Source organism: Allostreptomyces psammosilenae (assembly GCF_013407765.1).
GTDB lineage: Bacteria > Actinomycetota > Actinomycetes > Streptomycetales > Streptomycetaceae > Allostreptomyces > Allostreptomyces psammosilenae.
This window is the reverse complement of sequence record NZ_JACBZD010000001.1, coordinates 325,072-349,566: the sequence shown is the minus strand read 5'-3', so window position 1 is coordinate 349,566 and position 24,495 is coordinate 325,072. Positions and strand designations below refer to the sequence as shown.

Sequence of the window (24,495 nt, the reverse complement as noted above, 5' to 3'; positions counted from 1 at the left end):
CCCGGCACGGCTACCATACGTGCTGCTGCCTTCACTTCGAGTGTGCTGCGGCCGGCGGCGTGGCGCAGCGCGGGCTGAGCCGCCCGCGCCGGCAACGGCGCGAGGAGGGGCTGGTGCACCGGCGGTGGGGCGGCGGGCGGGCGGGCCGGGGGGCGGTGGGGCAGCGGGCCGGTGGGGCGCGGCGAAGTCATCCACAGGCCGAAAGTGGGGGGCTGCGCTTCGTGATCACCCCATGGGATCCTGAAGAAGGGGCGCGGAAAAGAACAGCGTGCGAACCGGCAGCCACGTGGTGAACGGGCAGGGCGCCCGGGTGGGCGCCGCTGCGCGTCGACGTGCCGCGACACGCATCGGGATCCGGCCGGTGGTCGTGGGGCGGGATCTCCGTGGGGCCGGGCGAGGGCCGATCGGGGTTGGTCGGTGTCGTCGGGTCGGTCTACGGTCTGGCAGTCGGAGAGCGGTGTGGAACGGCGTGCCCATCCGCCGCCCCTCGCTGTGCGGCGCGGGGTCGGGGCGATCGTCCGGGCCCGCCCGGGCCGAACCCGGTCGGGTCAGGTGGAGCCGGGCAACGCGGCCCGGCCCGCCCGTGGCGGTCGTCAGGCCGGCGGAGCGGAGCTACCACGGCCGCGGGTGGCGCCGCCACGGCCGCGGAGGGTGGCACCCGACTCGCTGAGGATGCGGTGAACGAAGCCGTAGGACCGGCCCGTCTCCTCGGCCAGTGCCCGGATGCTCGCGCCGGAGTCGTACCGCTTCTTCAGGTCGGCCGCCAGCTTGGCGCGCGCGGCGCCGGTGACCCGACTGCCCTTCTTCAGAGTTTCAGCCACCCGTGCCTCCTCATGGAAGTGCGCTATGACTTCCCATGATCACCCCTGGGCCGGGCGAAGGCCACCCGTTCGGCAAGGTCTGTGCGCGAAACGGGCGGCGGCCCCGATGCCGGCCCTCGATGGGGCGTGTCACGGTGTCCGGCCGAAAACCGACCGCGGGCCGCCGCCGGGGGGTGATGTGGCGAGGTCAGGCCAAGGAGACCAGGTCGGCGTAATCCTGGCCCCACAGGTCCTCGACGCCGTCCGGCAGCAGAATGATCCGCTCCGGTTGGAGCGCCTCCACCGCGCCCTCGTCGTGGGTGACCAGCACGACCGCGCCGGTGTAGGAGTGCAGCGCGCCGAGGATCTCCTCGCGGCTGGCCGGGTCGAGGTTGTTGGTGGGCTCGTCGAGCAGCAACACGTTGGCGCTGGAGACCACCAGGGTGGCCAGCGCCAGGCGCGTCTTCTCGCCACCGGAGAGCACCCCGGCCGGCTTGTCCACGTCGTCGCCGGAGAACAGGAAGGAGCCGAGCACCTTGCGGACCTCGACCAGGTCCATGTCCGGCGCGGCGGTGCGCATGTTCTCCAGGACGGTGCGGTCCGGGTCCAGGGTCTCGTGCTCCTGGGCGTAGTAGCCGAGCTTGAGGCCGTGGCCGGGCTCCACCACGCCGGTGTCGGGCTTCTCCACCCCGGCCAGCAGCCGCAGCAGGGTGGTCTTGCCCGCGCCGTTGAGGCCGAGCACCACGACCCGGGAGCCCTTGTCGATGGCCAGGTCGACGTCGGTGAAGATCTCCAGGGAGCCGTAGGACTTCGACAGGCCCTTGGCCATCAGCGGCGTCTTGCCGCACGGCGCGGGCTCCGGGAAGCGCAGCTTGGCGACCCGGTCGGAGACCCGCTCGGCCTCCAGCCCGGACAGCAGCCGCTCGGCGCGGCGGGCCATGTTCTGCGCGGCGACCGTCTTGGTGGCCTTGGCGCGCATCTTGTCCGCCTGCGACATCAGCGCCGCGGCCTTCTTCTCGGCGTTCTGCCGCTCCCGGCGGCGGCGCCGCTCGTCGGCCTCGCGCTGGGCCAGGTACGCCTTCCAGCCCATGTTGTAGATGTCGATGCAGGTCCGGTTGGCGTCCAGGTAGAAGACCTTGTTGACCACCGTCTCGACGAGGTTGATGTCGTGGGAGATCACCACGAAGCCGCCGCGGTAGGTCTTCAGGAAGTCCCGCAGCCACAGGATGGAGTCGGCGTCGAGGTGGTTGGTCGGCTCGTCCAGCAGCAGGACGTCGGCGTCGGAGAACAGGATCCGGGCCAGCTCGACGCGCCGCCGCTGACCGCCGGAGAGGGTGTGCAGCGGCTGGCCGAGGATCCGGTCGGGCAGTCCGAGACTGGCGGCGATGGTGGCCGCCTCGGCCTCGGCGGCGTAGCCGCCCTTGGTGAGGAACTCGGTCTCCATCCGCGAGTAGCGCTTCATCGCCTGCTCGCGGGTGTTGCCGGTGCCGGTGGCCATCCGCTGCTCCGCCTCGCGCATCTTGCGCAGCACGGTGTCCAGGCCGCGCGCGGACAGGATCCGGTCGCGGGCCAGGACGTCGAGGTCGCCGGTGCGCGGGTCCTGGGGGAGGTAGCCGACCTCGCCGGAGCGGGTGACGGTGCCTCCGGCGGGCATGCCCTCGCCGGCCAGGACCTTGGTGAGCGTGGTCTTGCCGGCGCCGTTGCGGCCGACCAGGCCGATGCGGTCGCCGGGGGCGACGCGGAACGAGGCGGACTCGATGAGGACGCGGGCACCGGCCCGCAGTTCCACGGAGGTGGCAGTGATCATGGAAGGGTGCTCCTGGCACGGCTGACTGACTGCTGGGGGATCGACCGTGGTCGACGGGGATCGCGACGGCTGCCGTCGCCGAACGGCCTAATGCCCTGGATCTACTGCCATGCGCGCCAGTGTAGACAGCGCGGTGAGCCGTCCCCAAACCACTTGCCGGGCCCGCGACGCGAGGTGGATCACGCCGCCGTCAGGGCTCGGTGCGGCGCTCGCGCCAGCGGCCGGCCAGCCGGACGGCCAGCTGCACCAGCCCGGTGACGGCGAGCACCCCGACGGTCGCGGCCAGCGCGCCGACCCACGGCCGGGTGAACAGGCTGCCGCCCAGCAGCCCCATCAGGGCGTACGTCATGGCCCAGGCCACGCAGCCGACCAGGTCGGCGAGGAGCAGGCGGGGCCAGGGGTAGGCGATCAGGCCGGCGGCGAGCAGCACCGGGATGCGCCCGCCGGGGACGAGCCGGCCGACCACGATCACGTGGTCGCCGCGCGTGCCGAGCCGGCGGCGGGCGCGGTCGAGCTGGTCCTCCGTCTCCCCGCGGCGGATCCAGCGCGCCGCCCCGCGTCCGCCGTAGCGGCAGACCGCGTAGGTGGTCAGGTCGCCGGCCATGGCGGCCAGCACGGCGACGGCCAGCACCAGCAGGATCGAGCGCCCCGGGGTGTGCAGGGCGAGCGCGGAGGCCGCGGAGAGCACCGGCCCGGTGGGGATCACCGGAACGATCGAGCCGATCAGCACGGCGAGCGCGAGCAGCGGGTAGCTGGCCGTCTCCGCCTCGGTCAGCAGGTCGGCGGCGGCGTTCACCTCGGCTGCTCCCCCGGCCGGCGGGGCGCCCGCGTTCCCGGGGAGGGGGCGGTCGCCGGCCGGCCGGGGCGGCGGCCGATTCGTCCGTCGGGGGCGTCGCCGCCGGCGGGGCCGCGGTAGGGGCGGGCGTGGTCGGCGCCGGCGACGCCGACCACTCCGCCGGGCGGGGTGATCAGCACCTCGGTGTCCAGTCCGGCCGCGGCCACCTCGGCGGCGAACCGGTGCGGCGGGTCCACCAGCAGGTGCCGCATCCAGCGGCCGGCGCCGTAGGGGCTCAGCGTGCCCCAGTGGATCGGCACCGCGAAGGCGGGGGCGATCCGCCGGACGGCCTCGGCCGCGCGGGCCGGGTCCAGGTGTCCGGGGCCGAGGTTCGGGCCCCAGCCCCAGACCGGCAGCAGGGCGACGTCCAGCCGGGGGCGCGGCGCGGCGGCGCGGTCCTGGTGGCGGGGCGTGGCCGGTCCGCCGTCGCCGCCCGGGGGCGGGGCGGTCTGCGGGGCTGGGGCGTCCTGCTCGGCCGGGGCGTTCCGCGGGGGCGGGGCGACGTCGCGGGGACCGCCGGCGGAGATCGTCGCGGCGCGGCCGGCCAGGTCGGCCAGGTCGGCCATGCCGTCGAAGAGGTCGGTGTCGCCGGCGAAGTACACGTGGTGCTCGGTGCTGCGCATCAGGTAGCCCACGGCGACCGCGCGGATCCCGCGGACGGCCGGGCGGCGGGCGCCGTCGTGCACGGCCTCGGTCGCGGTGAGGGTGAGGCCGCCGCGGCGCAGGCTCTCGCCGGGGGCGAGTTCGGTGACGTGGGTGAAGCCCTTGCGGCGCAGCCAGGGTCCGGCACCGGCCGGCACGACGACCGGGACGGCGCGGCCGAGCAGGCGCAGTGAGGGCAGGTGCAGGTGGTCGGCGTGCAGGTGGGAGATCACCACCAGGTCCACGCCGGCGTGGTGGACGGCCTCGACCGGGGCGCCGACCCTGCGCAGGGCGATCACCCGGGAGACCAGCACCGGATCGGTCAGCACCCGGCACCCGCCGATCTCCACCAGGACGGTGGAGTGGCCGAGGAAGCGCATCGGCGGTATCGGTCGCCCGCCGGAGGGCCGCCTCAGGGGGTCGGAGTCGACACGTCGCACCAGACGACCTTACCGGTCGGTGTCTGGTAGGAGCCCCAGCTGTCGGCGACGGCGCCGACCAGCAGCAGTCCGCGTCCGCTCTCCGCGAGGTGGTCGGGGTCCGGCGCCTGGGCGGTGCGGGCCTCCCGCATCCGCAGGTCGGCGAGTTCCTGCTCCGGCACGCTGTCGTCGCTGTCCACCACGGCGAGGCGGAGGCGTCCCTCGCCGCGCAGCAGGCTGACCGCGAAGACGCGTCCCTCGCCGACGTGGCGCACCGCGTTGGTGACGAGTTCGGAGACGAGCAGCTCCAGGCTGGCGGCGACCTCCTCGGAGGTGCCGTCGGGGAGGCTGTGCAGGAGGGCGTGGCGGGCCCGCGGCACGGCGGCGTCCTGTGCCCGCATGCGCAGCGACATCAGCAGGGGGCCGGAGGGGGCGGGGACCGCGGGGCGGGCCGGCCCGTGGGGTTGCGCGGGATCGTGCTGGTGGGGGACGTGCGCGCGTTCGCCGCGGCGGGTGTGGCGCCGGCGTGCGGCGTCCGCGGCCCCCGGGAACGGTATGGGAATGCTTCCGGTGTCCACCCTGCCCGTCCTCTGGCTCGTACTCGACGGTCGGTCCTGAGCGCCCCCGTCGCCGCCCCGGTAACCGGCCACAGGCCGGCGCGGTGGTCCACCGTACTTCCCTCCAGTACGAAAAGCACACTCATCCAGACATTTGTTCGCCACATGCCGTTTACCCGCACGAAGCGCCCGAGCCGGTCCGCCCCGGTTGGGAAGGCGCGACCCGGGTGGTCGCATGGAGGGTGCCGGGACGGAAGGAGACGCCATGGTGGAACCGCTCGCCGACGGGGTCACCCGCCTCCTCCACGGCTCCCGGGAGTTCGCCGTGCGCGGCCCGGAGGGCAACGTCGGGAGCGTCGGCCGCCACCGGCCCGGCTCCCCCACCGCCGGCGCCTGACGACCACCGGGCCGGTTCAGCTGGTGCGCCAGGCCGCCTTGCGCGCCGAACGGGCGGCGGCCGGGTCGGGGTGGACGGCGGCGATGGCGGCCAGCACCTCCGCCGCGCGCGGGTGCGGCCCGGCCGCCACCGCGCGGAAGAGGTCGTGCGGGCCCGCGATCGGCGCCTGCTCCAGGTGGGCCAGGAGCAGGTGCGGGTCGGCGTGGTCCACCAGGGCCGCGGCGGTGTCCACCCACAGCACGGTGGCGTCCGCCTCGTCCAGCGCCGCCGGGTCCGGGTCGTCGCCGTCGGCGGACATCAGCCACAGCAGGGCGTGCGGGCGCAGCACGCCGCCGGCCGCCGCGGCGGCCCGCACCCCGGGCACCGCCGGCGCGCCCACCATCCGCAGGGCGTCGAAGGCCATCGCCCGCAGCAGCGGGCTGTCCCCGCCGGCCGCGGCCAGCAGTTCGTCCACCGCCCGGTCCACCGGGCGGGCGGCCAGCCAGGCGCGGTACTCGGCGCGGGCCGGCCCCGGCGAGTACGCCACGCAGGCGGTCAGCATCTCCACGGCGCTCTGCTCGATGTGCCCGCCCTCGGTCTGCGCCACGGCGCAGATCTCCTCCAGCTTGGCCTGCACGGCCCAGTTGCCCAGGGAGGACAGCTCGACCAGGCGGGCGCGGTCCGCGGTGGCGCACCACTGGCAGCGCAGCCAGTCCGAGGCGCAGTGCGGGCAGGCCGACGGCCCCTCGGGGCAGGCGTGCGAGGAGCGCTGGACGGCGCCGATGTCGGCGAGGGTGTCCAGGAAGGCGTCCAGCAGGCCGGGCAGCCGGCGGTGCTCGTCGGGGCCGAGGGGGCGCTGCTCCTCGACGCAGCGGTGCAGCAGGTGCAGCAGCCCGGCGACCGAGGCCGGGCCGGCCTCCAGGTGCAGCACGGCCAGCAGCTGCGGAGCGTGGCGCTCCAGCTCGTCGGCGAGCGGGCCGGGCTCCAGGTGGTCCTCCGCCAGCGCCCGCCAGGACTCGAACAGCGCGGACCAGGCACGCAGCACGGCCTGCGGGTCGCGGTCCCAGGCCGTGGTGCGCCAGGCGGCGCGGGCCGTGCCGTCGTGGGCCTCCACGAGCCCGGCGATGCGGGCCCGGCGCCAGACCTCGGCGGCGCCGGCCGGCAGGTCCAGCTCGCGCTCGGCCCGGCGCGCCTCGCGCAGCGGCAGGTCGCCGCGCTCTGTGACGGGCACCGAGGGGCGGGCCCAGCGGGCGATCGAGACCTCGTCGTCCAGACGGCGCCGCACCCGCTCGGCGAGCTGGTCGGTGGCGGTGCGGCGTCGGATGCGCGGGCGCACGTAGCGGGTGCGCAGCGGGGCGGGCTGCTGCTCCGGGGCGGCGGTCGGCCCGACCGGCTCGCCGGAGGGCGTCCCGGGCGCGGTCGGGCGCACGAGGGAGAAGGGGCGGGCATCACGGTTGCGGAGGTTCCGAGACGTCACGCCTGCAGTCTCCCCGTTGTGATGGCTCGATGTCACATCGGGTCTGGGATCCGTCCGATTTCGTCCTTCCGCGGTCGCCGGCCCGGTTGGCGCGCCCGGGGCCGGGACACTCCGGGAGAGCGGGCCCGGCGTCCGCCGGAGTCCGGCGGGTGGGACGGGGCACGCGGGAGCGGAGCGGGATTCACCCGTTCGGCCCTTTCCCACCGGGCCCGCGCCGGCTTCACGTGGGCCCGCCCCGCCTTCACGCCGGCCCGTCCCGCCCGCACGCGGGTCGCCGCCGCGCACGGCGGCGGCCGTCCCCGGCGGCTTCGCGGCACCCCCACCGGTGGCCGCGGCCCCGGTGGCGGGAGGGCGTGCGGGGAGGTCACACCAGGGCGGTGAGGAAGCGGCGGAGGCGTTCGGCGTAACCGGTCGGGTCGGCGTTCCACATGCCGCCGTGGCCGGCGTGGACCACCCGGTGCAGCATCACCACGTCGGGGCGGAGTTCGGCCAGGCGGCGGGTGGGTTCCCAGGGCACGGCGGGGTCGTCCGGGCCGTGCACCAGCAGGGTGGGGACGGCGAGGTCGCCGGCCCTGGCCACCCAGTCGAAGCGGTCCAGGTCGATGCCGGTGCGGCGGACGACGGAGCGGACACCGAGCGGAAGGAGGCGCTCCGGCACGCCGCGCAGGGAGGCCTGGCGGCGCAGCACGGCGCGCCAGTCGAGGACGGGCGAGTCCAGGACGAGGCCGACGACGCGGTCGCGCACCGGCGAGCGGTCGGCCGCCTGCAGCGCGATGGCGGCACCGGTGGACAGCCCGAGCAGGACGATGCGGTGCGCCCCGTGGGACACCGCGTGCCGCAGGACGGCGTCGACGTCCCGCCACTCGGTGTCGCCGAGGTGCCGGATGCCGTCCGGGGAGGGCGGCGCGCCTGGGTCGCCGCGGTAGGTCACGGAGACGGTGGGCAGCTTCAGGTCGTGCAGCAGCGGCAGCACGTTGAGGGCGTGCTCGGGGCCGGCGACGATGCCGTGCACCACGACGACGCAGGTGCGGCGTTCGGCCGGGACGTACCAGGCGGGCAGGTCGCCGAGTTCCCCCTTGATCGCGAGCCGCTCGTGCTCCAGGCCGAGGGCGGAGCCGGGGTCGCCCCGGTGGAGGGCCGGGGTGAGCCGGGCCGGGGTGCCGGCGGGCGGCGTCGGGCCGGCGACCACGGTCCGGGACACCGAGACGTCGGTGGCCTCGACGACCTCGCCGAGCACGGTGTGCCGTTCGGACCAGGTCAGCCCGAAGGTGCCGGGCAGGGCGGACCACGGGTTGCGCTCCAGCACGACGTGGTCGGAGCCGCCGGAGAGCACCCGGACGGGCGCGGGGGTGGTGCGCCGTGGATCCAGGACGAGGTTGGACAGGGAGCGGCCCGCCGCGGCGATCGCGGCCGCCGCGGCCGCGGTTCCTCCGGCGAGCGTGGCGGTGGCGGTGAGGGTTGCCCTGCGCATGGTTCATATGGTGCGGGGCGCGGGGAGTGTTCGCCTCTCGGGCGCGGGAAACCGGCCTCCCTCGGGCGTGGGGTGCCGGCCGCCGCCCACGCCCGAGCGGGGGGCGTCAGGGGACGAGCAGGACCTTCCCGGCGGCGCGCCCGGCCTCCTCGACGGCCTTGGCGTAGTCCTCCAGGCCGAACTCGGCGGTGATCAGCGGCGCCGGGGTGAGCAGTCCGGCGTTGAACGCGCGCACGGCGTGCGCCCAGGCGTCGGAGGGGGCGCCGAAGACGGTGTGCAGCTGTATCTGCCGCACCACCAGGTCGATCGGGTCGAGGTCGACCGCGCCGGGCGCCGGTATGCCGGTGAGGACCACCCGCCCGCCGCGGCGGGCCAGCCGCACGCTGTCCGCGGCGGTGGAACGCGCCCCGGCGGTCTCCACCACCAGGTCGTAGCGGCCGGCCTCCCGGGCGGCCTCCTCGGGGCTGATCAGCCGGGTGGCGCCGAAGGCCATCGCCCGCTCGGCCCGGGCGGTGTTGCGGGTGACCACGGTGAGCTCGGCCGGGTGGCAGGCGGCGTACAGCTGGGCGCCGAGCATGCCCAGCGTGCCGCCGCCGACCACCGCGACGCGCTCGCCGGGCAGGCCGGGGCAGCGCAGCTGGGTCGCGGCCATGACGGCGGCCGGTTCCAGCAGGGCGGCGGCACGCAGGTCGGCGTCGTCGGAGAGCGGGTGGAGCAGCCGGGCCGGCAGCACCACGTGGTCCGCGAAGGCGCCGGGCAGGGTGAAGCCGGTCTCCTCGTAGCCGGCCTCGCACAGCGAGGTGTCGCCGAAGCGGCAGCGGTCGCAGAGTCCGCAGCTGCGGAACCCCTCGGCGACCGCCTTGCACCCGACGAGCCGCTCGGGCACGCCCGGGCCGACCGCCTCCACCGTGCCGGACCACTCGTGACCGGGCACGATCGGGTAGACGCAGTACTGGGCGGGGCGCGTGCCGGTGTACAGCTCACGGTCGCTGCCGCACAGGCCGGCGGCGCCCACCCTGACCCGGACCTCGCCCGGGCCGGGTTCGCGGACCGGACCCTCCACCAGGCGGTGTCTGCCGGGTGCCTCCAGGAGGACGGACCGCGAGTCCGTGCTCGTCATACCTGGTTCTCCTCACGTGCCGGGCGCCCTGTCAGCGCGGCCGGAGCGAGGACCGGGCACCCGTGCGGGTGACCCGCGCTCCTCGCCGACCGCGTGGTCCGCACAGTGTTACGCACCGGTTGGACTACCGCGCCGGCTCGTTCTGCTGGGACTGACGGCGCTCCCAGCCCTCGGCGAACAGGTCGAAGTGCACGTCACCGCGGGGGTGGGCGTCGAAGACCGCGGGGTCCAGGGTGATGCCGAGGCCGGGGCCGGTGGGGAGGGCGAAGTAGCCGTCGACGACCTCGGGGTTGCCGGTGGCGGCGTCCTTGACCCAGGAGTCGGCGAAGTCGTTGAAGTGCTCCTGGATCTTGAAGTTGGGGGTGCAGGCTGCCAGGTGCAGGTTGGCGGCGGTGGCGACGGGGCCGCAGACGTTGTGCGGGGCCACGACGACGCCGTAGGTCTCGGCGGTGGCGGCGACCTTGCGGGTCTCCAGGATGCCGCCGAAGTGCGAGATGTCGGGCTGGATGATGTCCAGCGACTGCGACTCCAGCAGGTCGCGGAACTCGCCGCGCTCGTGCACCCGCTCCCCGGCGGCGACCGGGATGTTGACGTTCGCCGCCACCTTGGCCAGGCCCTTGGCGTTGGACGGCGGGACGGGCTCCTCGATCCAGCTCGGGGCGAAACGTTCCAGCTCGCGGGAGATCCGGATGGCGGTGGCCGGGCTGAACCGGCCGTGCATCTCGATCAGGATCTCCACGTCGTCGCCGACGGTCTCCCGGATGGCCTCCACCAGCGCGAGGGAGTGCAGGGTCTCGGCGCGGTCGAGCTCCAGGGAGCCGGCGCCGAACGGGTCGACCTTCAGGGCCCGGTAGCCGCGGTCGACGACGCGCCGGGCGGCCCTGCCGAACTCCTCGGGGGTGCGCTCGACGGTGTACCAGCCGTTGGCGTAGGCCTTGATCCGGTCCCGTACCTTGCCGCCGAGCAGCCGGTAGACCGGCTGGTCGAGCGCCTTGCCGATGATGTCCCAGCAGGCCATCTCGATGACGGCGGTGGCGCTCATGGTGACCTCGCTGGGCCGGGCGTAGTCGTGCAGGGTCATCCGCTGCACCAGCGCCTCGATGTCGAACGGGTCGAAGCCGATGACGTGCCGCGGAACGGCCTCGGTGAGGCAGCCGAGGACGGCGTCGGTGTGGTTGACCATGCGCACCTCACCGAGCCCGACGTGGCCCTCGTCGGTGTGGACCTCGACGAACGTGAGGTTGCGCCAGGGGGTTCCGAGCACTCGGGTCTGCACCTTCGTGATCTTCACGGGGCTCACCTTTCCATGCCGTTCACACGGATGAGACATCTGATGTCTGATGATGATGGGAACGCGCTGACGGACGAGCAAGACCTCGGGAGAGCGCGCGGCCTGGAACGGCCGTATCCGGCCGCGGCGGACGCCCCGACCGGTTCGGAACGGGCAGACTCAGCAGGCAGACTCAGCGGGCACACTCGTGGAACCGTCCGGCACCAAGCATGCGGCGGAACCTGACCGGCGGCGTGACTCGACACGGACGGAAGGCGGTGGGGCACATGCCCAAGCAGGCACGGCGCAGCCTGGGCGAGCAGGTGGCGGAAGAGATCATCGAGGCGGTCGTCGCCGGCGACCAGGCCGTCGGCGAGCTGCTGCCACCCGAGTGGGAGCTGGCCGAGCAGTTCGGCGTCAGCCGGCTGACCGTGCGGGAGGCCATCGGCATCCTGCGGCAGAAGTCCGTGGTGCGGGTGCAGCGCGGACGCGGCACCCTGGTGCTGCCGTTCGACGAGTGGTCACCCCTGGACCCGGCGCTGTTCGCGGCGCAGGCCTCCCGCGGCGGCTGGGCCGACCGGCTGCGCGCCGTGCTGGAGACCCGCCGCTTCGTGGAGTCCGGCGCCGCCGAGCTGGCCGCGCAGCGGCGGGGCGACGCGGACCTCGCGGCGATGGAGACCTCGCTCGCCGCCATGCGCGAGGCGGGAGGGGACGTGGACGGCTTCGTGGAGGCCGACATGGCCTTCCACGACGCGGTGATGACGGCCGCCGGGAACCCGGTGATGGCCGCCCTGTTCGGGCCGGTCCGCGAGCTGCTCTACCGGGGCCGGTGGGCCACCTCGCGCGACCCCCGTGCCCGGCGGAGCGCCTGCGCCGAGCACGCCGCGATCCTGGAGGCGATCCGGCGGGGCGAGGCGCCGGATGCCTACCGGCTGATGCGCGAGCACCTGCGCCGGACCGAGCACACGCTCGCCGAGCAGGCCTGGGAGGACGACGCGCCGGCGCGGGACGGCGCCGCCGCCGAGCAGACCCCGGTCGGCGCGGCCGGCGACGCGGCCTGAGCCGGCCGGATGCGCGCCACGGCGGCGTCCGGCGCGGCGGCCGTCGCGGCGCGCCGCGCCCGACCAGTGCTCAGCGCGCCGCGCCCAGCACGGCCACCACCACGGCGGCCGTCAGCGCCGCCGAGGCCACCAGCACCCCGCACAGCAGCCGGAACCGCAGCCGGCGGTAGACGGCGACGTACTCCTGGCGCACCTCCACGCACCGCCGGGCGATCCGCCGCACCGTCTCCCGGGAGATCTCCAACTGCTCCTCGCGGTAGATCCGCTCGACCTCCTCGCGCTGCGCGGTGGTGAGCCAGGGCAGACGCGCGGTGAACGCCGCCGCCCGCCGGCCCGCCGCGGCGATCTCCGCCTGCCACAGCAGGTAGCCCTCGATCCGGGCGAGCGCCGCGCCGGTCAGCGTGACGTCGTCGGCCGCGGCGGAGGGCGCGCCCCCGGACTCGGTGCCGGGCTCGGGGCCGGGCCTGGGGCCGGGCTCGGGGCCCGGCTCGGGGCCCGGCTCGGGGCCGGGCGCCGGCCCCCCGGCGACCACCGGCTCGCCCGAGGCCGCCGCCGGAACGCGCGGCCGGCCGTCCCCGCCACCCGGCTCGCCGGGCGCCGCCCTCCGGGTCACCGTTCCCCGCCGCGCGGGCCGTGCGAGGAGGAACCGCCCTCCGACCCGCCCGCCTGGGCCTCGTCGGTCGCCTCCACCACCCGGGTGAGCGCCTTGTCCTCCTCGCGGTTCTCCATGTAGTCCAGCGCCGCGACGTGCGGATGGTGCAGGTCGAACGCCGGGGACTCGGACCGGATGCGCGGCAGGGTGGTGAAGTTGTGCCGGGGCGGCGGGCAGGAGGTCGCCCACTCCAGGGACCGGCCGAACCCCCACGGGTCGTCGCCCACCACCCGTTCGCCGTACTTGGCGGTCTTCCAGACGTTGTAGAAGAACGGCAGCGTGGAGGCGCCCAGCAGGAAGGCGCCGATCGAGGACACCATGTTCAGCCCGGTGAAGCCGTCGGCCGCCAGGTAGTCGGCGTACCGCCGTGGCATTCCCTCGGCACCCAGCCAGTGCTGGACCAGGAAGGTCGTGTGGAATCCGATGAAGAGCGTCCAGAAGTGCAGGTATCCGAGGCGCTCGTCGAGCATCTTCCCGGTCCACTTCGGCCACCAGAAGTAGAAGCCGCCGAACATGGCGAAGACGACGGTGCCGAAGACCACGTAATGGAAGTGCGCCACCACGAAGTACGTGTCGGTCACGTGCCAGTCCAGCGGCGGAGAGGCCAGCAGCACACCGGTGAGGCCGCCGAGGACGAACGTGAGCAGGAATCCGATCGCCCACACCATCGGCGTCTCGAAGGACAGCGACCCCCGCCACATCGTGCCGATCCAGTTGAAGAACTTCACCCCGGTCGGAACGGCGATCAGGAACGACATGAAGGAGAAGAACGGCAGCAGCACCTGGCCCGTCGGGAACATGTGGTGCGCCCACACGGTCACCGAGAGGCCGGCGATCGCGATCGTCGCCGCCACCAGACCGCTGTAGCCGAAGATCGGCTTGCGGCTGAAGACCGGAATGATCTCGGTGATGATGCCGAAGAACGGCAGCGCGATGATGTACACCTCGGGGTGCCCGAAGAACCAGAACAGGTGCTGCCACAGCATCGCCCCGCCGTTGGCGGGGTTGAACACCTGGGCGCCCAGTTGCCGGTCCGCCTCCAGCACCAGCAGCGCCGCGGCCAGCACCGGGAAGGCCAGCAGCACCAGCACGCTGGTGAGCAGGATGTTCCAGGTGAAGATCGGCATGCGGAACATCGTCATGCCCGGGGCGCGCATGCAGATGATCGTGGTGATGAAGTTGACCGCGCCGAGGATCGTGCCGAAGCCGGAAAGGCCCAGGCCCATGATCCACAGGTCGCCGCCGATCTCCGGGGAGTGCCTCCCGTCGGACAGCGGCGTGTAGGCGAACCAGCCGAAACTGGCCGGCCCCTCCGGGGTGAGGAAACCCGAGACGGTGATCAGCCCGCCGAACAGGTACAGCCAGTAGGCGAACATGTTCACCCGCGGGAAGGCCACGTCCGGCGCGCCGATCTGCAGCGGCATGATCCAGTTGGCGAACCCCGCGAAGAGCGGCGTGGCGAACAACAGCAGCATGATCGCGCCGTGCATCGTGAACAGCTGGTTGTACTGCTCGTTCGATACGATGTGCGTACCGGGCCGCGCGAGTTCCGCCCGGATGAGCAGCGCCAGCACGCCTCCGATGACGAAGAAGACGAACGAGCTGACGATGTAGAGGGTTCCGATGGTCTTGTGGTCGGTGGTGGTGAGCCACCGGACCACCTGGTTCCCGGGCCGGCGGCGCTCGGAAACCGATCCGAATCCGGCGGCGGTGCCGATGTCGGCTCCACTGGGGGCGGTGGTCTGCTCGGACACTCGTGTTCTCTCCACTTCGGCCACTTCGAAGGAGAAGTGGTGGACGGCGATGGCGGACGGGCCGCCTGCGAATCCCCACTCTCGTGCCTCGGAGAAACTCCCGGAGGGACCGACCGCGCCCGGGATGTCGCGCCGTTGACGCCCCCGGCCCACCTCCCGCGAACACCGGCCCACCGGGCCGCGGGTGGCGCCGCGCCGCCAGATTCCGCCGTTCCCCGCCCGGGGACGGCCCCGCCCGCGCACCCCGCCGCCCGCCCGCGCACCCCGCCGTTCCCCGCCCGGACGCGGGGAAATTCCACCCGGACGGGCGACCGCCGGAGCGAACAGCCTTCCGCCCCCGGAAGGATGAACCCGGCCGGCCGCGCCGGGGCCCAACGCCCCGGCCCGGCGGGCCCACCGGGGAGCGGGCGAGAGGGCTGACGGTCCATCACCGGCCACCACCGAACCCCGCCCGCGCTCTTGACCCGGGCATTCCCGGTGCATAGGTTCGGCGCAAGCCCGGCCACCTGTCCGCCCGTCCGCCAACCCCTCCGGCCCCGCAGCCGCCGCTCGGGCAACGCCGCGCCACCGCGCCGCGCGCCCGCGTGCCGGCACACCCGCGGGAACCCGCCGGAGCGCACCCACGCACCCGGTACACAGGAGGCCCGGTCGACATGGTCAACCAGGACACCCCCGAACTCGGCGTCGGCCTCGTCGGCTACGCCTTCATGGGCGCCACCCACTCACACGCCTGGCGCACCGCCCCCCGCTTCTTCGACCTCCCGCTGCGCCCCCGCCTGGCCGCCCTGGCCGGACGGGACCGGACCGCCGTGCGCGCCGCGGCCGAACGGATGGGCTGGGCGGCGGTGGAAACCGACTGGCGGGCCCTGATCGCCCGGGACGACGTGCAGCTCGTCGACATCTGCACCCCCGGCGACACCCACGCCGAGATCGCCCTCGCCGCCCTGGAGGCCGGCAAGCACGTGCTGTGCGAGAAGCCCCTGGCCAACTCCGTCGCGGAGGCCGAGGCGATGGCCGCGGCCGCCGAGAAGGCCCGCGAGCGCGGCCTGCGCGCCATGGTCGGCTTCAGCTACCGGCGCGTCCCGGCCGTCGCGCTGGCCCGGCAGATGGTCGCCGAGGGCCGGCTGGGCACCATCCGGCACGTGCGCGCCGTCTACCTCCAGGACTGGATCACCGACCCGGAGTTCCCGCTGACCTGGCGGCTGCGCAAGGAGCGGGCCGGCTCCGGGGCGCTCGGCGACATCGGCGCGCACATCGTCGACCTCACCCAGTTCGTCACCGGACAGCTGATCACCGGCGTGTCCGGACTGACCGAGACGTTCGTCCGGGAACGCCCGCTGCCGCAGGCCGCCGCCGGACTGTCCGCCACCGGCGGCGAGGAACGCGGCGAGGTCACCGTGGACGACGCGGCGCTGTTCTTCGGCCGGCTCTCCGGCGGCGCCCTGGCCAGCTTCGAGGCCACCCGCTTCGCCAGCGGCCGGAAGAACGCCATGCGGATCGAGATCAACGGCTCGCTCGGCTCGCTCGCCTTCGACTTCGAGTCCATGAACGAGCTGCTCTTCCACGACGAGACCCTCCCGGCGCGGGAGGCCGGCTTCCGGCGCATCCTGGCCACCGAGCCCACCCACCCCTACGCCGGGGCCTGGTGGCCGCCCGGCCACGGGCTGGGCTACGACCACACCTTCGTGCACCAGGCCAAGGACCTCGTCGAGGCGATCGCCGAGGAGCGCGACGCGGAGCCCACCTTCGCCGACGGCCTGCGGGTGCAGCGGGTGCTGGCCGCCGTCGAGGCCAGCGCCGCCGACCGCTCCGTGTGGACCCCGGTCCCGGGCGCCTGACCACACCGCGCCGTCAGCCACCCACCCACCTGCGCGCCGCCGCCACACGGGGCCGGCCGGGGCCCGGCCGGGCCCCGGCCGGGCCCCGGCACGTCGCGGCGCACGACACAGAGGATGACACCGCGATGACGCGTCCGATCACCCTGTTCACCGGTCAGTGGGCCGACCTGCCCTTCGAGGAGATGTGCCGGCTCGCCTCCGGCTGGGGCTACGAGGGCCTGGAGATCGCCTGCTGGGGCGACCACTTCGACGTGCGGCGCGCGCTGGAGGACGACGGCTACGTCGCCGAGCGCCGCGCCATCCTGGACGAGCACGGCCTGGAGGTCTGGACGATCTCGGCGCACATGGTCGGCCAGGCCGTCTGCGACCACCCCATCGACGAGCGCCACCGGGCCATCCTGCCGGCCCGCGTCTGGGGCGACGGCGAACCCGAAGGGGTGCGCCGTCGCGCCGCCGACGAGATGAAGGCCACCGCCCGCGCCGCCGCCCGGCTCGGGGTCGACACCGTGGTCGGGTTCACCGGCTCCAGCATCTGGCACACCGTGGCGATGTTCCCGCCCGTCCCACCGGAGATGATCGAGGCCGGCTACCAGGACTTCGCCGACCGCTGGAACCCGATCCTGGACGTCTTCGACGAGGTCGGCGTGCGCTTCGCCCACGAGGTCCACCCCAGCGAGATCGCCTACGACTACTGGTCCACCGTCCGCGCGCTGGAGGCCGTCGACCGCCGGGAGGCGTTCGGCCTCAACTTCGACCCCAGCCACTTCGTCTGGCAGGACCTCGACCCGGTCGGCTTCCTGTGGGACTTCCGCGACCGGATCTACCACGTGGACTGCAAGGAGTCGGTCAAGCAGCTCAACGGGCGCAACGGCCGCCTCGGCTCCCACCTGCCCTGGGGCGACCCGCGCCGCGGCTGGGACTTCGTCTCCACCGGCCACGGCGACGTCCCCTGGGAGCCGGTGTTCCGGATGCTCAACTCCATCGGCTACGACGGCCCGATCAGCGTCGAGTGGGAGGACGCCGGCATGGACCGGCTGGCCGGCGCCCCGGACGCCCTGGAGTTCGTCCGCCGCCTGAACGCCATCACCCCGCCGACCAGCTCCTTCGACTCCGCCTTCGGCAACAACTGATCCACGGCTCCCGGGTGGGCGAGGCCGCCGCCTCCCCCACCCGGGCCCCGCCGGGTCGTTAGTCCGCCGCCTGGCCGGGTAGGCGCACCGCGTCCGACGACGCCAGTGAGGTGCGGCGATGGCGACAGTCAGCGAAGCGATCGAGCACGGCCCGCGCAGCCCGTTCCGTCTGCCCGTCGCCGCCTGGTTCCAGGCCGTGCGGCGGACCGGCCGGGAGTTCTCCTACGACACCCTCAGCGACCGGGCCGCGGCGCTGACCTACTACGGGGTGCTGTCGATCTTCCCCGCCGCCCTGGTGCTGGTCTCCGTCCTCGGCATGCTGGGGCCGGACACCACCGACGCCCTGCTGGAGAACCTCCGGCAGGTGGCGCCCGGCGGCACGGTGGACACCGTGCGGAACGTCCTGGACGACCTCCAGGCGAGCCGGGGCGCCGGCCTCATCGCCGTGGCCGGCCTGCTCGGCGCCCTGTGGACGGCCTCCGGGTACGTCTCCGCCTTCATGCGGGCGGCCAACATCGTCTACGACGTGCCGGAGGGCCGCCCCTTCCTGGTGACCACCGCGGTGCGCCTGCTCATGGCCGTCTGCCTGACCATCGCGGTGGTGGCCGGCGCGGTGATCGTGGTGTTCACCGGCGACCTGGCGCGGGACGTGGGCGACGCCCTCGGCCTCGGCCAGACGGCGGTCACCGTCTGGTCCATCGCCAAGTGGCCGGTGCTGCTGCTGCTGATGATCCTGATCGTCTCGCTGCTGTTCTGGGGCTCGCCCAACGCCCGCCCCGGCGGGCTGCGCTGGATCGCCCCCGGCGGGACCCTCGCCGTGGTCATCTGGCTGCTGGCCAGCGCCGGCTTCGCGTTCTACGTGGCCAACTTCGGCAACTACAACCGCACCTACGGCACGCTCGCCGGGGTCATCGTCTTCCTGGTCTGGTTGTGGCTGACCAACCTGGCGCTGCTGCTCGGCTGCGAACTCAACGCCGAGCTGGCCCGGGCGCGGGCCGTCGCCGGCGGGCACTACGTCGCCGACGAGCCCTACGTGCCGCTGCGGGACCGGCGCAAGGTGCCGGAGACCACCAACCCGGCGCTCACCCCCGAGCAGACCCCGCGGGAGGAGGCGGCGGAGGTCACCGGCGGCGCCGGCGCACCGGCCGCACCGCCGGCACCCGGGGCCGGCGGCGTCGCGGCCGACGACGGCGGACGCGGCGGCAGCCGGCCGGCCGGCTGATCCCCCGTCTCCCCCCGCCCCCTCGGTGCGCTCGGTGCGGTGCGCTCGGGCGACGCCGGGCGCACCGCGCCGGTGGTCCGGCCCCGGCCGGCCGCGGGCTCAGACGGTCAGCAGCTCGCCGGCGATGCTGGCCCCGACCCCCTCCAGCAGGGACGCCGCCTCGGCCATCGACCGGCGGGGATCCGGTTCGATGTCGGCCAGCGCCCACCACCGCGCGAAGCCGGCCCGCCGCAGCGTCTCCGCGTCCAGCCGCAGCACCCCGCAGACGGCCACCACCGGGATGCCCGCCCGCCGCGCCGCCTCGGCCACGCCCGCCGGCGCCTTGCCGTGCAGCGTCTGGCGGTCCATCGAGCCCTCCCCGGTGACCACCAGGTCGGCGCGGCCCAGCTCCTCCGCGAAGCCGGTGACCTCCAGCATCATCTCGATGCCGGACCGGCGGGTCCCGCCCAGCACGGCGAGCACGCCGTAGCCGATGCCCCCGGCCGCCCCGGCGCCCGGAGCACCGGCCAGGTCGGTGCCGGTGGCCGCGCCGACCACCTCGGCGAACCGGCCGAGGGCCGCGTCCAGCAGCGCCACGTCGGCCGGGGTCGCCCCCTTCTGCGGGCCGTAGACGGCCGCCGCGCCGTCCTCGCCGAGCAGCGGATTGTCGACGTCGGCGGCCAGCACGATCCGCACCCGGCCCAGGCGCGGGTCCAGGCCGGACAGGTCCACGGTGCGCAGGTCGCGCAGCGCGGCACCGCCCGGCGGCAGATCCCGGCCGTCGGCGTCCAGCAGCCGGGCACCGAGGGCGCTCAGCATGCCGGCGCCGCCGTCCGTGGTGGCGCTGCCCCCGACGCCCAGCACGATGGTGCGCGCGCCGGCGTCCAGCGCGGCCGCGATCAGCTCCCCGGTGCCGTACGTCGTGGCGGTCAGCGGCGCGGGGCGGCCCTCGGGCAGCCGTCGCAGTCCGGAGGCCTCCGCCATCTCCAGCACCGCGAGCGGGGCGGGGAGGGCGGAGTCGTCGGCCGCGCCCGTGGCGGCGGCCTCGCCGAGCGCGAAGGCGGCCCGCACCGGTTCCCCGGTCGGGCCGGAGACGGTGACGGTGTGCCGGGCGTAGCCGGCGGCCACGGCGGCGTCCACCGTGCCGTCCCCGCCGTCCGCGACCGGCAGTTCCACGGTGCGCACGCCGGGCAGGGCCTTGCGGAGGCCGGCGGCCAGCGCCGCGGCCACCTCCACCGCGGTGGCCGAGCCCTTGAACTTGTCCGGGGCGATCAGCACGCTCCGGGAGCCCGCCACCGCCTCGGGCTGCTGCTGGTTGACCATGACCTGTTCGTCTCCGCTCGATTCGGGTGCGCGCCGCTGTCGCATCGTGTGCGCATTCCAGGGGCGCGTCAATAGCGGTCCGACGGGCGGGCGGGGTCACGGCTCCGGCTGGCGGGCCGAGCCTGGCCGACGGGCGTCAGCCGTGGCTGGTGTCGATGACGCAGAAACGGTTGCCCTCGGTGTCGGCCAGCACGACGAAGTCCGCGTCCGCCGGGTAGAGGTCCCAGTCGACGCGCTCCGCGCCGAGGGCGACCAGCCGCTCCACCTCGGCCGCCTGCTCGGCGGCGTCGCGGGCGTAGAGGTCGAGGTGGATGCGGGGGTGCCGCTGGACCGGGGTCTCGCTGAGTCCGAGGGCCAGATGGGTGCCGGGCGCGCCGCCCGCGGGCACCAGCACGGCCCAGTCGTCCTCGACGGCCTCGCGGGGGACGTAGCCCAGCGCCCTGGTCCAGAAGTCGACGGCGCGTCGCACGTCGCCGACGCCCATGACGACCGTTCCGATCCGCAGCATGCGCCGATTCTGGCAGACCGGCGGCCGGCTTCCGGGCGATGCGCCCCGAGGCCCGGCTCAGCGCAGGTTCACCGTGCTGCCCGGCCGCAGCCGCTGGTGCTCCACGCCGATCCCCGGGCCGCCGACGCCCAGCAGCCGCTCGGTGACGGCCAGGCCGTTGGCGTTGAGCAGGCCGTCGTGGAGGGCGAAGGCGCGCTGGGGCGCGACCTCGCGGGCATAGTCGATGACCTCGGCGAGCTTGGCCCAGGGGGCGTGCACCGGCAGCAGCAGGGTGTGCACCGGCACGCCGGGGACGGTCAGGGCGTCACCGGGGTGGAAGAGCGTGCCGTCCACCAGGAAGCCGGTGTTGGCGACGCGCGGGATGTCCGGGTGGATCACGGCGTGCTCGGTGCCGTGCCCGCTGACCTGGAAGCCGGCGGCTTCGAAGGTGTCCTGGTCGCCGACGACGCGCACCGGGACGGGGAGATCGGCGAGCTGCTCGGCGACCGACCGGACCGTCCACACCCGCATGGCGGGGTTGCGCTCCGCGGCGGCGTGCAGCGCGCGGGGGTCGAAGTGGTCGACGTGCTCGTGAGTGATCAGGACGGCGTCGGCGCCGTCCAGTGCCTCGGGCTCGCTGAACGCCCCGGGGTCGATGACCAGCACGCCCGCGCCCTCCTTGGTGACGCGGACGCAGGAGTGGCCGAACTTGGTGAGTTCCATCCCGGCATTCTCGCGGCCACGGGCGCTGCTGTCGCGCCGGTACAGCTGCCCTTGCCCCCATTCGCGCTACACGGGCCCCTTTTGCCCCAAAGGCACCGGAACACATCGCAATGCATCGCAGCATACGGAGATGCTGCGGAACGCCTTGGAATGCATGGGAGTACTCGGAACGCCTGGGAGTACATGGAATGCATGGGAGTACATGGAATGCATGGGAATCCCCCGCAATGCTCCCGAACGCCCCACAACGCCCGGTAAGGGGCCCGAAGGGGGACCCCCTTGTTTCAAGGATTTCACGGGCGGCTCGGGCGGCGCAGCCCCGGTACGGCGATCTGTGGATAACTCCGGGTGTGGCCATGCCAACAGCTCGGGTCCTGGACGGCCAGGGCCACGCCCGCGAGTAGGGAGCAGGCCCGCCGGCCGGGGGGCACGAGCCCGCCGGCCCGGGCGGCACGAGCCCGCCGGCCGGGGATGGGCCTGCCGGCCAGGCGCCCCCGGCTGCCGGCGACAGAGCACCCCTGCCGGCAGCAGGCGGGCCCGCCCGGCCCCGCCTGGGCCCGCCCGGCCCCGCCTGGGCCCGCCCGGCCCGCCCGGGCCCGCCCGGCCCCGCCTGGGCCCGCCCGGCCCGCCCGGGCCAGATCGGCCCGGGCGTTCAGCGGTACTCGGCCAGGCGGGGCCGCACGCCGAGCCAGAGCAGCGTCACGCCCACGGCGAGGAACACGGCCGGCACCGCCGTCCACCCGCCCAGGGCCCCCCGCACGCCCTCCATGGTGGCGTTGAAGGACCCGAGCTGGTGGCCGGCCAGCCGCTCCAACCTCAGGTCGTAGTCGTACGAGGTGAACCCGATGTCCTGCCGGCCCACCCCGGTCAGCTCGGCGACGGCGGTGCCGAGATCGGCTCCGGCCAGCGCCCGGTCGCCGTCCTGGTAGACCCGGTACCGGTCCAGCGCCTCGCGGGCCAGGGTGGTCTCCAGCTGCCCCTCGGCCCCGGCCATCACCTCGCCGAGCGCGCCGCCGACCCGGATGTCGCCGGGGTCGGCCGCGTAGGCCGCCGCGGCCTCGGTCAGCGCGTCGAAGGCGCCCGGCTGGTCGACCGCGAGGTCCTCCCCCACGAGTTGGGCCGTGCGCTGGGTGAACGCCTCGCGGTAGCGCGCCCCCCAGTGCTCCGCGACGAACGCCCGGCTCTGGTCCGCGGTGGCCTCGTGGCCGGCGGCGCGGGCCCGGCTGACGGCCAGGTAGGCCTCGAAGTCCTGGGTCCGCGCGGTCTGCAACCGTTCCCCCTGCACGGTGAGGATCCCCGCCAGGGTCCCCGGCACGGCGAGGGCGACGACCGTGGCGGCGGCCAGCCAGGGGTTCACCCGGCGCCGGAAGCGGCGTCCGATCACCACCTGAAGGGTGATCAGGACTCCCAGCAGCAGTGCCACGCCGACGAGGAGGACGACGCCCCCGACGATCGAGGCGCGCTGGTGGGTCTCCTGCGCCTGGTCGAAGGCGTTCTCGTAGTGGTCGACCAGGCTCTGGGCGTGCACCATCACCGTGCCGTGCATCAGGTTGGTGGCGGCGCCGTAGTAGGAGACGGCGCTCGTGTCCACCTCGGTGAGCGGCTGGTCGGCCGTTCCTGGGTCCCGTCCGGCCTCCACGAAGCCACGCCCGACCACGCCGTTCGCCTGGGCGGTGAGCGCGTGGTAGCGCAGCAGGCCGTCGAGGACGCGGGTCGCCGTGGTGGAGGCCGCCTGGTCGCCGTCGGTGCCGTCGGTGACGCGCCGCAGCAGGTCGCCCACGTCGTCGCGGCGGTCGTTGAAGACGTTCAGGGCGCTGCTGTAGCCGGAGGCGGCGGTGCTGGCCCTGACCTCCGCGTCCGAGACGACCCTGGGCTGGGGGTCCTGGCCCGGCAGGGTGCCCGCGGTGCCGGCGATGATCATGCGGGCGGCCTGGGCGTCCATGTCGCCGAGCGCGAAGTACAGCTCGCTGGCCGCCTCCACCTGCGGCGCGGCCTCGGCGGCGACCGCGTCGGCGGCCGCGCGGGTCGCGGAGACGGAGACCGCCATGGCGGCGGTCACGGCGGCGACGAGCAGCACCGCGGTCCAGGACAGCACGGTGAGCAGGCCGGGCGTCGTGCCGGGCAGCCGCCATCCGGTGACGGCCGCCTGCCCGGCCCGCCGCAGGGCCGCGGACCCGGGCGGCGGCGTGGCCGCCGTCGCGGTCGGCGAGGTCGTCGAGGAGACGGCCGAACGGATGGACGGTGCTGAAGCCGGCCCGTCGGGCCGGCCGCCGATCGTGGTACCCCCCATGTGGTGAAGCATCGCCACGACGGGCGACGACTCGGCGACAGCGGGGCGACACGAGGGCGTCCTGCCGGTGAACAACGGGTGTGAGAAGCCTCACTCCGGCCCCCGATCAGCGTGCCCACGACGCCGCCCGCCCCACCGCTGAGCGGCAAGAGGTGTGCGTCACACTCCGAACCCCCTACAATCCGGCACACCACGTGGCCTCTTCGTACGCCGTCGGCGGGCGCGGCGACCCCGTGGTGCGGCCTGACCACGGCCGGCCCGAGTGTGCGCCGGTACCCCGGTGTGCGCGCCCTCTGCTCCGACCCGCGTTCGCGCGTTCCCCCCAAACTCCTGTTTGATCCGCACGCCGTGTTGGCAGGACACCCTCGTGAGAGAACTCGACTCCGCCGCACCTCCCGGTGCCGCACGTGACGGGACGGCTCCCGCGCCGCGGCCCGTGGTCGGCGACGTCTTCCTCCCGGAGAGGCTGCGAAGAACCGCCGGCCGCGCCGACGCGACCGACGCCCTCGCCGAACCCGCGGAGTTCGGCGCGGACGAGCCGGAGGGCGCCTCGGCGGCACCGCCCCTGGCCGCCGGTCCGTGCGCGGTCGCCGGCGGCCTCGGCCTGGCCCTGCTGGCCGGCGGCCTGACCCTCTTCGCCCGCCTGCCCTCGGCCGAGATGGCCGGCCTGGCGATGGCGATAGCCGGGCTCGGCCTGTTCATCGGCGGCACGGCCCTGCTCGGCCGCCGCTGGTGGTTCCTGCCGGCGTCCGCGGCCTGCGGGGCGCTGCTGCTGGTCACCGGAGTGAACGAGGCCCGCACGGTGGCGCTGTCGGCGGAGGGCCGGCACAGCCAGTGCACCCTGGTCGAGGAGTCGGTCACGGTGGACGCCGAGACGTCACTGCCCTCCTTCACCTCCCAGGTGCACTGCCCGGACGGCGCGCGGTTCGCCATCACGGACGACCGGTCCCGCACCGGGGCCGCGAGCGACCCGGCCGAGGCGGCCACCGAGGAGCAGGCGCCCGCCGCCACGCGGTCGCTGGAGGGCGCCGGGCAGACCGCCGGGAGCGGGACCGCCCCCCTCACCGTCACCGTGGTTCGCTCCGAGGAGCACGACGACTCCGCCGTCTTCGCGGACACCCTGGACCCGGCCTTCAGCCGCACGCTGCTGTTCACCGCGTCGAGCACGGTGGCCGCCTGCTTCCTGCTGGCCATCGCCGTCGGCGCCTGGTCGCGGCGGGTCGACCGGCGGACACGACCGGCCGCCTGAGCGGTCGGGCCTC

The 24,495-nt window shown here is 74.9% G+C and carries 21 protein-coding genes; 6 read left to right on the top strand and 15 right to left on the bottom strand.

Going from position 1 to position 24,495, the window contains the following annotated elements; all coding sequences use genetic code 11:
- Positions 1 to 593 precede the first annotated feature (593 nt).
- From FHU37_RS01300 to FHU37_RS01280, 5 genes are all read right to left on the bottom strand, one after another.
- Positions 594 to 821, bottom strand: coding sequence for a helix-turn-helix domain-containing protein (locus tag FHU37_RS01300; RefSeq protein ID WP_179812381.1), 228 nt, complete (start codon positions 819 to 821; stop codon positions 594 to 596).
- Between the two features lie 187 nt (positions 822 to 1,008).
- Complete coding sequence (locus tag FHU37_RS01295; protein ID WP_179812380.1) at positions 1,009 to 2,607, bottom strand: ABC-F family ATP-binding cassette domain-containing protein; 1,599 nt, start codon at positions 2,605 to 2,607, stop codon at positions 1,009 to 1,011.
- A 190-nt stretch (positions 2,608 to 2,797) separates the two neighbouring features.
- Positions 2,798 to 3,403 carry a DedA family protein gene (locus tag FHU37_RS01290; RefSeq protein WP_218903902.1) on the bottom strand — a complete coding sequence of 202 codons (606 nt, stop codon included), beginning with the start codon at positions 3,401 to 3,403 and terminating at the stop codon, positions 2,798 to 2,800.
- The gene (locus FHU37_RS27375; RefSeq protein WP_218903900.1) at positions 3,400 to 4,524 is read right to left on the bottom strand and encodes an MBL fold metallo-hydrolase; all 1,125 of its coding nucleotides are present in this window, start codon (positions 4,522 to 4,524) and stop codon (positions 3,400 to 3,402) included. Before FHU37_RS27375 ends, FHU37_RS01290 begins: the two co-directional genes overlap by 4 nt.
- Positions 4,497 to 5,081, bottom strand: coding sequence for an ATP-binding protein (locus tag FHU37_RS01280; protein WP_179812379.1), 585 nt, complete (start codon positions 5,079 to 5,081; stop codon positions 4,497 to 4,499). The genes FHU37_RS27375 and FHU37_RS01280 overlap by 28 nt, the downstream gene beginning before the upstream one ends.
- A gap of 244 nt (positions 5,082 to 5,325) precedes the next feature.
- Between FHU37_RS01280 and FHU37_RS28815 the strand changes: the two genes are divergently transcribed.
- Positions 5,326 to 5,457: a hypothetical protein gene (locus tag FHU37_RS28815; RefSeq protein ID WP_281394522.1), complete on the top strand. Its 132-nt coding sequence runs from the start codon at positions 5,326 to 5,328 to the stop codon at positions 5,455 to 5,457.
- A 16-nt stretch (positions 5,458 to 5,473) separates the two neighbouring features.
- Here FHU37_RS28815 and FHU37_RS01275 read toward each other — a convergent pair whose 3' ends face one another.
- The 4 genes from FHU37_RS01275 to FHU37_RS01260 all read right to left on the bottom strand — a co-directional run bounded on the left by FHU37_RS01275 (position 5,474) and on the right by FHU37_RS01260 (position 10,795).
- On the bottom strand, positions 5,474 to 6,913 hold the full coding sequence (locus FHU37_RS01275) for a hypothetical protein (RefSeq protein WP_312892365.1): 1,440 nt from the start codon (positions 6,911 to 6,913) through the stop codon (positions 5,474 to 5,476).
- A gap of 364 nt (positions 6,914 to 7,277) precedes the next feature.
- Positions 7,278 to 8,384: an alpha/beta hydrolase gene (locus tag FHU37_RS01270; RefSeq protein WP_179812378.1), complete on the bottom strand. Its 1,107-nt coding sequence runs from the start codon at positions 8,382 to 8,384 to the stop codon at positions 7,278 to 7,280.
- Positions 8,385 to 8,490: 106 nt separating this feature from the next.
- Positions 8,491 to 9,504 (bottom strand): zinc-dependent alcohol dehydrogenase, encoded by a 1,014-nt coding sequence (locus FHU37_RS01265; RefSeq protein WP_179812377.1) that lies wholly within the window; start codon positions 9,502 to 9,504, stop codon positions 8,491 to 8,493.
- 124 nt (positions 9,505 to 9,628) lie between these two features.
- Positions 9,629 to 10,795: a mandelate racemase/muconate lactonizing enzyme family protein gene (locus FHU37_RS01260; RefSeq protein ID WP_179812376.1), complete on the bottom strand. Its 1,167-nt coding sequence runs from the start codon at positions 10,793 to 10,795 to the stop codon at positions 9,629 to 9,631.
- Between the two features lie 266 nt (positions 10,796 to 11,061).
- Here FHU37_RS01260 and FHU37_RS01255 point away from each other — a divergent pair, with 266 nt between their 5' ends.
- Positions 11,062 to 11,835, top strand: coding sequence for a FadR/GntR family transcriptional regulator (locus FHU37_RS01255; protein WP_179812375.1), 774 nt, complete (start codon positions 11,062 to 11,064; stop codon positions 11,833 to 11,835).
- A gap of 70 nt (positions 11,836 to 11,905) precedes the next feature.
- Here FHU37_RS01255 and FHU37_RS29200 read toward each other — a convergent pair whose 3' ends face one another.
- Both FHU37_RS29200 and ctaD read right to left on the bottom strand, forming a co-directional pair.
- Positions 11,906 to 12,448 carry a hypothetical protein gene (locus FHU37_RS29200; protein WP_312892364.1) on the bottom strand — a complete coding sequence of 181 codons (543 nt, stop codon included), beginning with the start codon at positions 12,446 to 12,448 and terminating at the stop codon, positions 11,906 to 11,908.
- A complete protein-coding gene (gene ctaD, locus FHU37_RS01245) occupies positions 12,445 to 14,205 on the bottom strand; it encodes an aa3-type cytochrome oxidase subunit I (protein WP_179815941.1) in 1,761 nt (586 codons plus the stop codon). Before ctaD ends, FHU37_RS29200 begins: the two co-directional genes overlap by 4 nt.
- Positions 14,206 to 14,894: 689 nt before the next feature.
- On the opposite strand from ctaD, the gene FHU37_RS01240 reads away from it, so the two are divergent.
- From FHU37_RS01240 to FHU37_RS01230, 3 genes are all read left to right on the top strand, one after another.
- Positions 14,895 to 16,079 (top strand): Gfo/Idh/MocA family protein, encoded by a 1,185-nt coding sequence (locus FHU37_RS01240; RefSeq protein WP_179812374.1) that lies wholly within the window; start codon positions 14,895 to 14,897, stop codon positions 16,077 to 16,079.
- A gap of 125 nt (positions 16,080 to 16,204) precedes the next feature.
- On the top strand, positions 16,205 to 17,209 hold the full coding sequence (locus FHU37_RS01235; protein ID WP_179812373.1) for a sugar phosphate isomerase/epimerase family protein: 1,005 nt from the start codon (positions 16,205 to 16,207) through the stop codon (positions 17,207 to 17,209).
- 118 nt (positions 17,210 to 17,327) lie between these two features.
- The gene (locus FHU37_RS01230) at positions 17,328 to 18,431 is read left to right on the top strand and encodes a YihY/virulence factor BrkB family protein (protein ID WP_179812372.1); all 1,104 of its coding nucleotides are present in this window, start codon (positions 17,328 to 17,330) and stop codon (positions 18,429 to 18,431) included.
- A 99-nt stretch (positions 18,432 to 18,530) separates the two neighbouring features.
- Here FHU37_RS01230 and FHU37_RS01225 read toward each other — a convergent pair whose 3' ends face one another.
- The 4 genes from FHU37_RS01225 to FHU37_RS01210 all read right to left on the bottom strand — a co-directional run bounded on the left by FHU37_RS01225 (position 18,531) and on the right by FHU37_RS01210 (position 23,233).
- Entirely contained in the window at positions 18,531 to 19,733 is a 1,203-nt protein-coding gene (locus tag FHU37_RS01225; protein WP_218903896.1) for a glycerate kinase, read from the bottom strand.
- Positions 19,734 to 19,869: 136 nt separating this feature from the next.
- A complete protein-coding gene (locus FHU37_RS01220; RefSeq protein WP_179812371.1) occupies positions 19,870 to 20,241 on the bottom strand; it encodes a VOC family protein in 372 nt (123 codons plus the stop codon).
- Between the two features lie 57 nt (positions 20,242 to 20,298).
- Complete coding sequence (locus FHU37_RS01215; protein WP_179812370.1) at positions 20,299 to 20,943, bottom strand: MBL fold metallo-hydrolase; 645 nt, start codon at positions 20,941 to 20,943, stop codon at positions 20,299 to 20,301.
- 652 nt (positions 20,944 to 21,595) lie between these two features.
- Positions 21,596 to 23,233, bottom strand: coding sequence for a GlnX family signal transduction membrane protein (locus tag FHU37_RS01210; RefSeq protein WP_179812369.1), 1,638 nt, complete (start codon positions 23,231 to 23,233; stop codon positions 21,596 to 21,598).
- Between the two features lie 367 nt (positions 23,234 to 23,600).
- On the opposite strand from FHU37_RS01210, the gene FHU37_RS01205 reads away from it, so the two are divergent.
- Positions 23,601 to 24,482 (top strand): hypothetical protein, encoded by an 882-nt coding sequence (locus tag FHU37_RS01205; RefSeq protein ID WP_179812368.1) that lies wholly within the window; start codon positions 23,601 to 23,603, stop codon positions 24,480 to 24,482.
- Positions 24,483 to 24,495 lie beyond the last annotated feature (13 nt).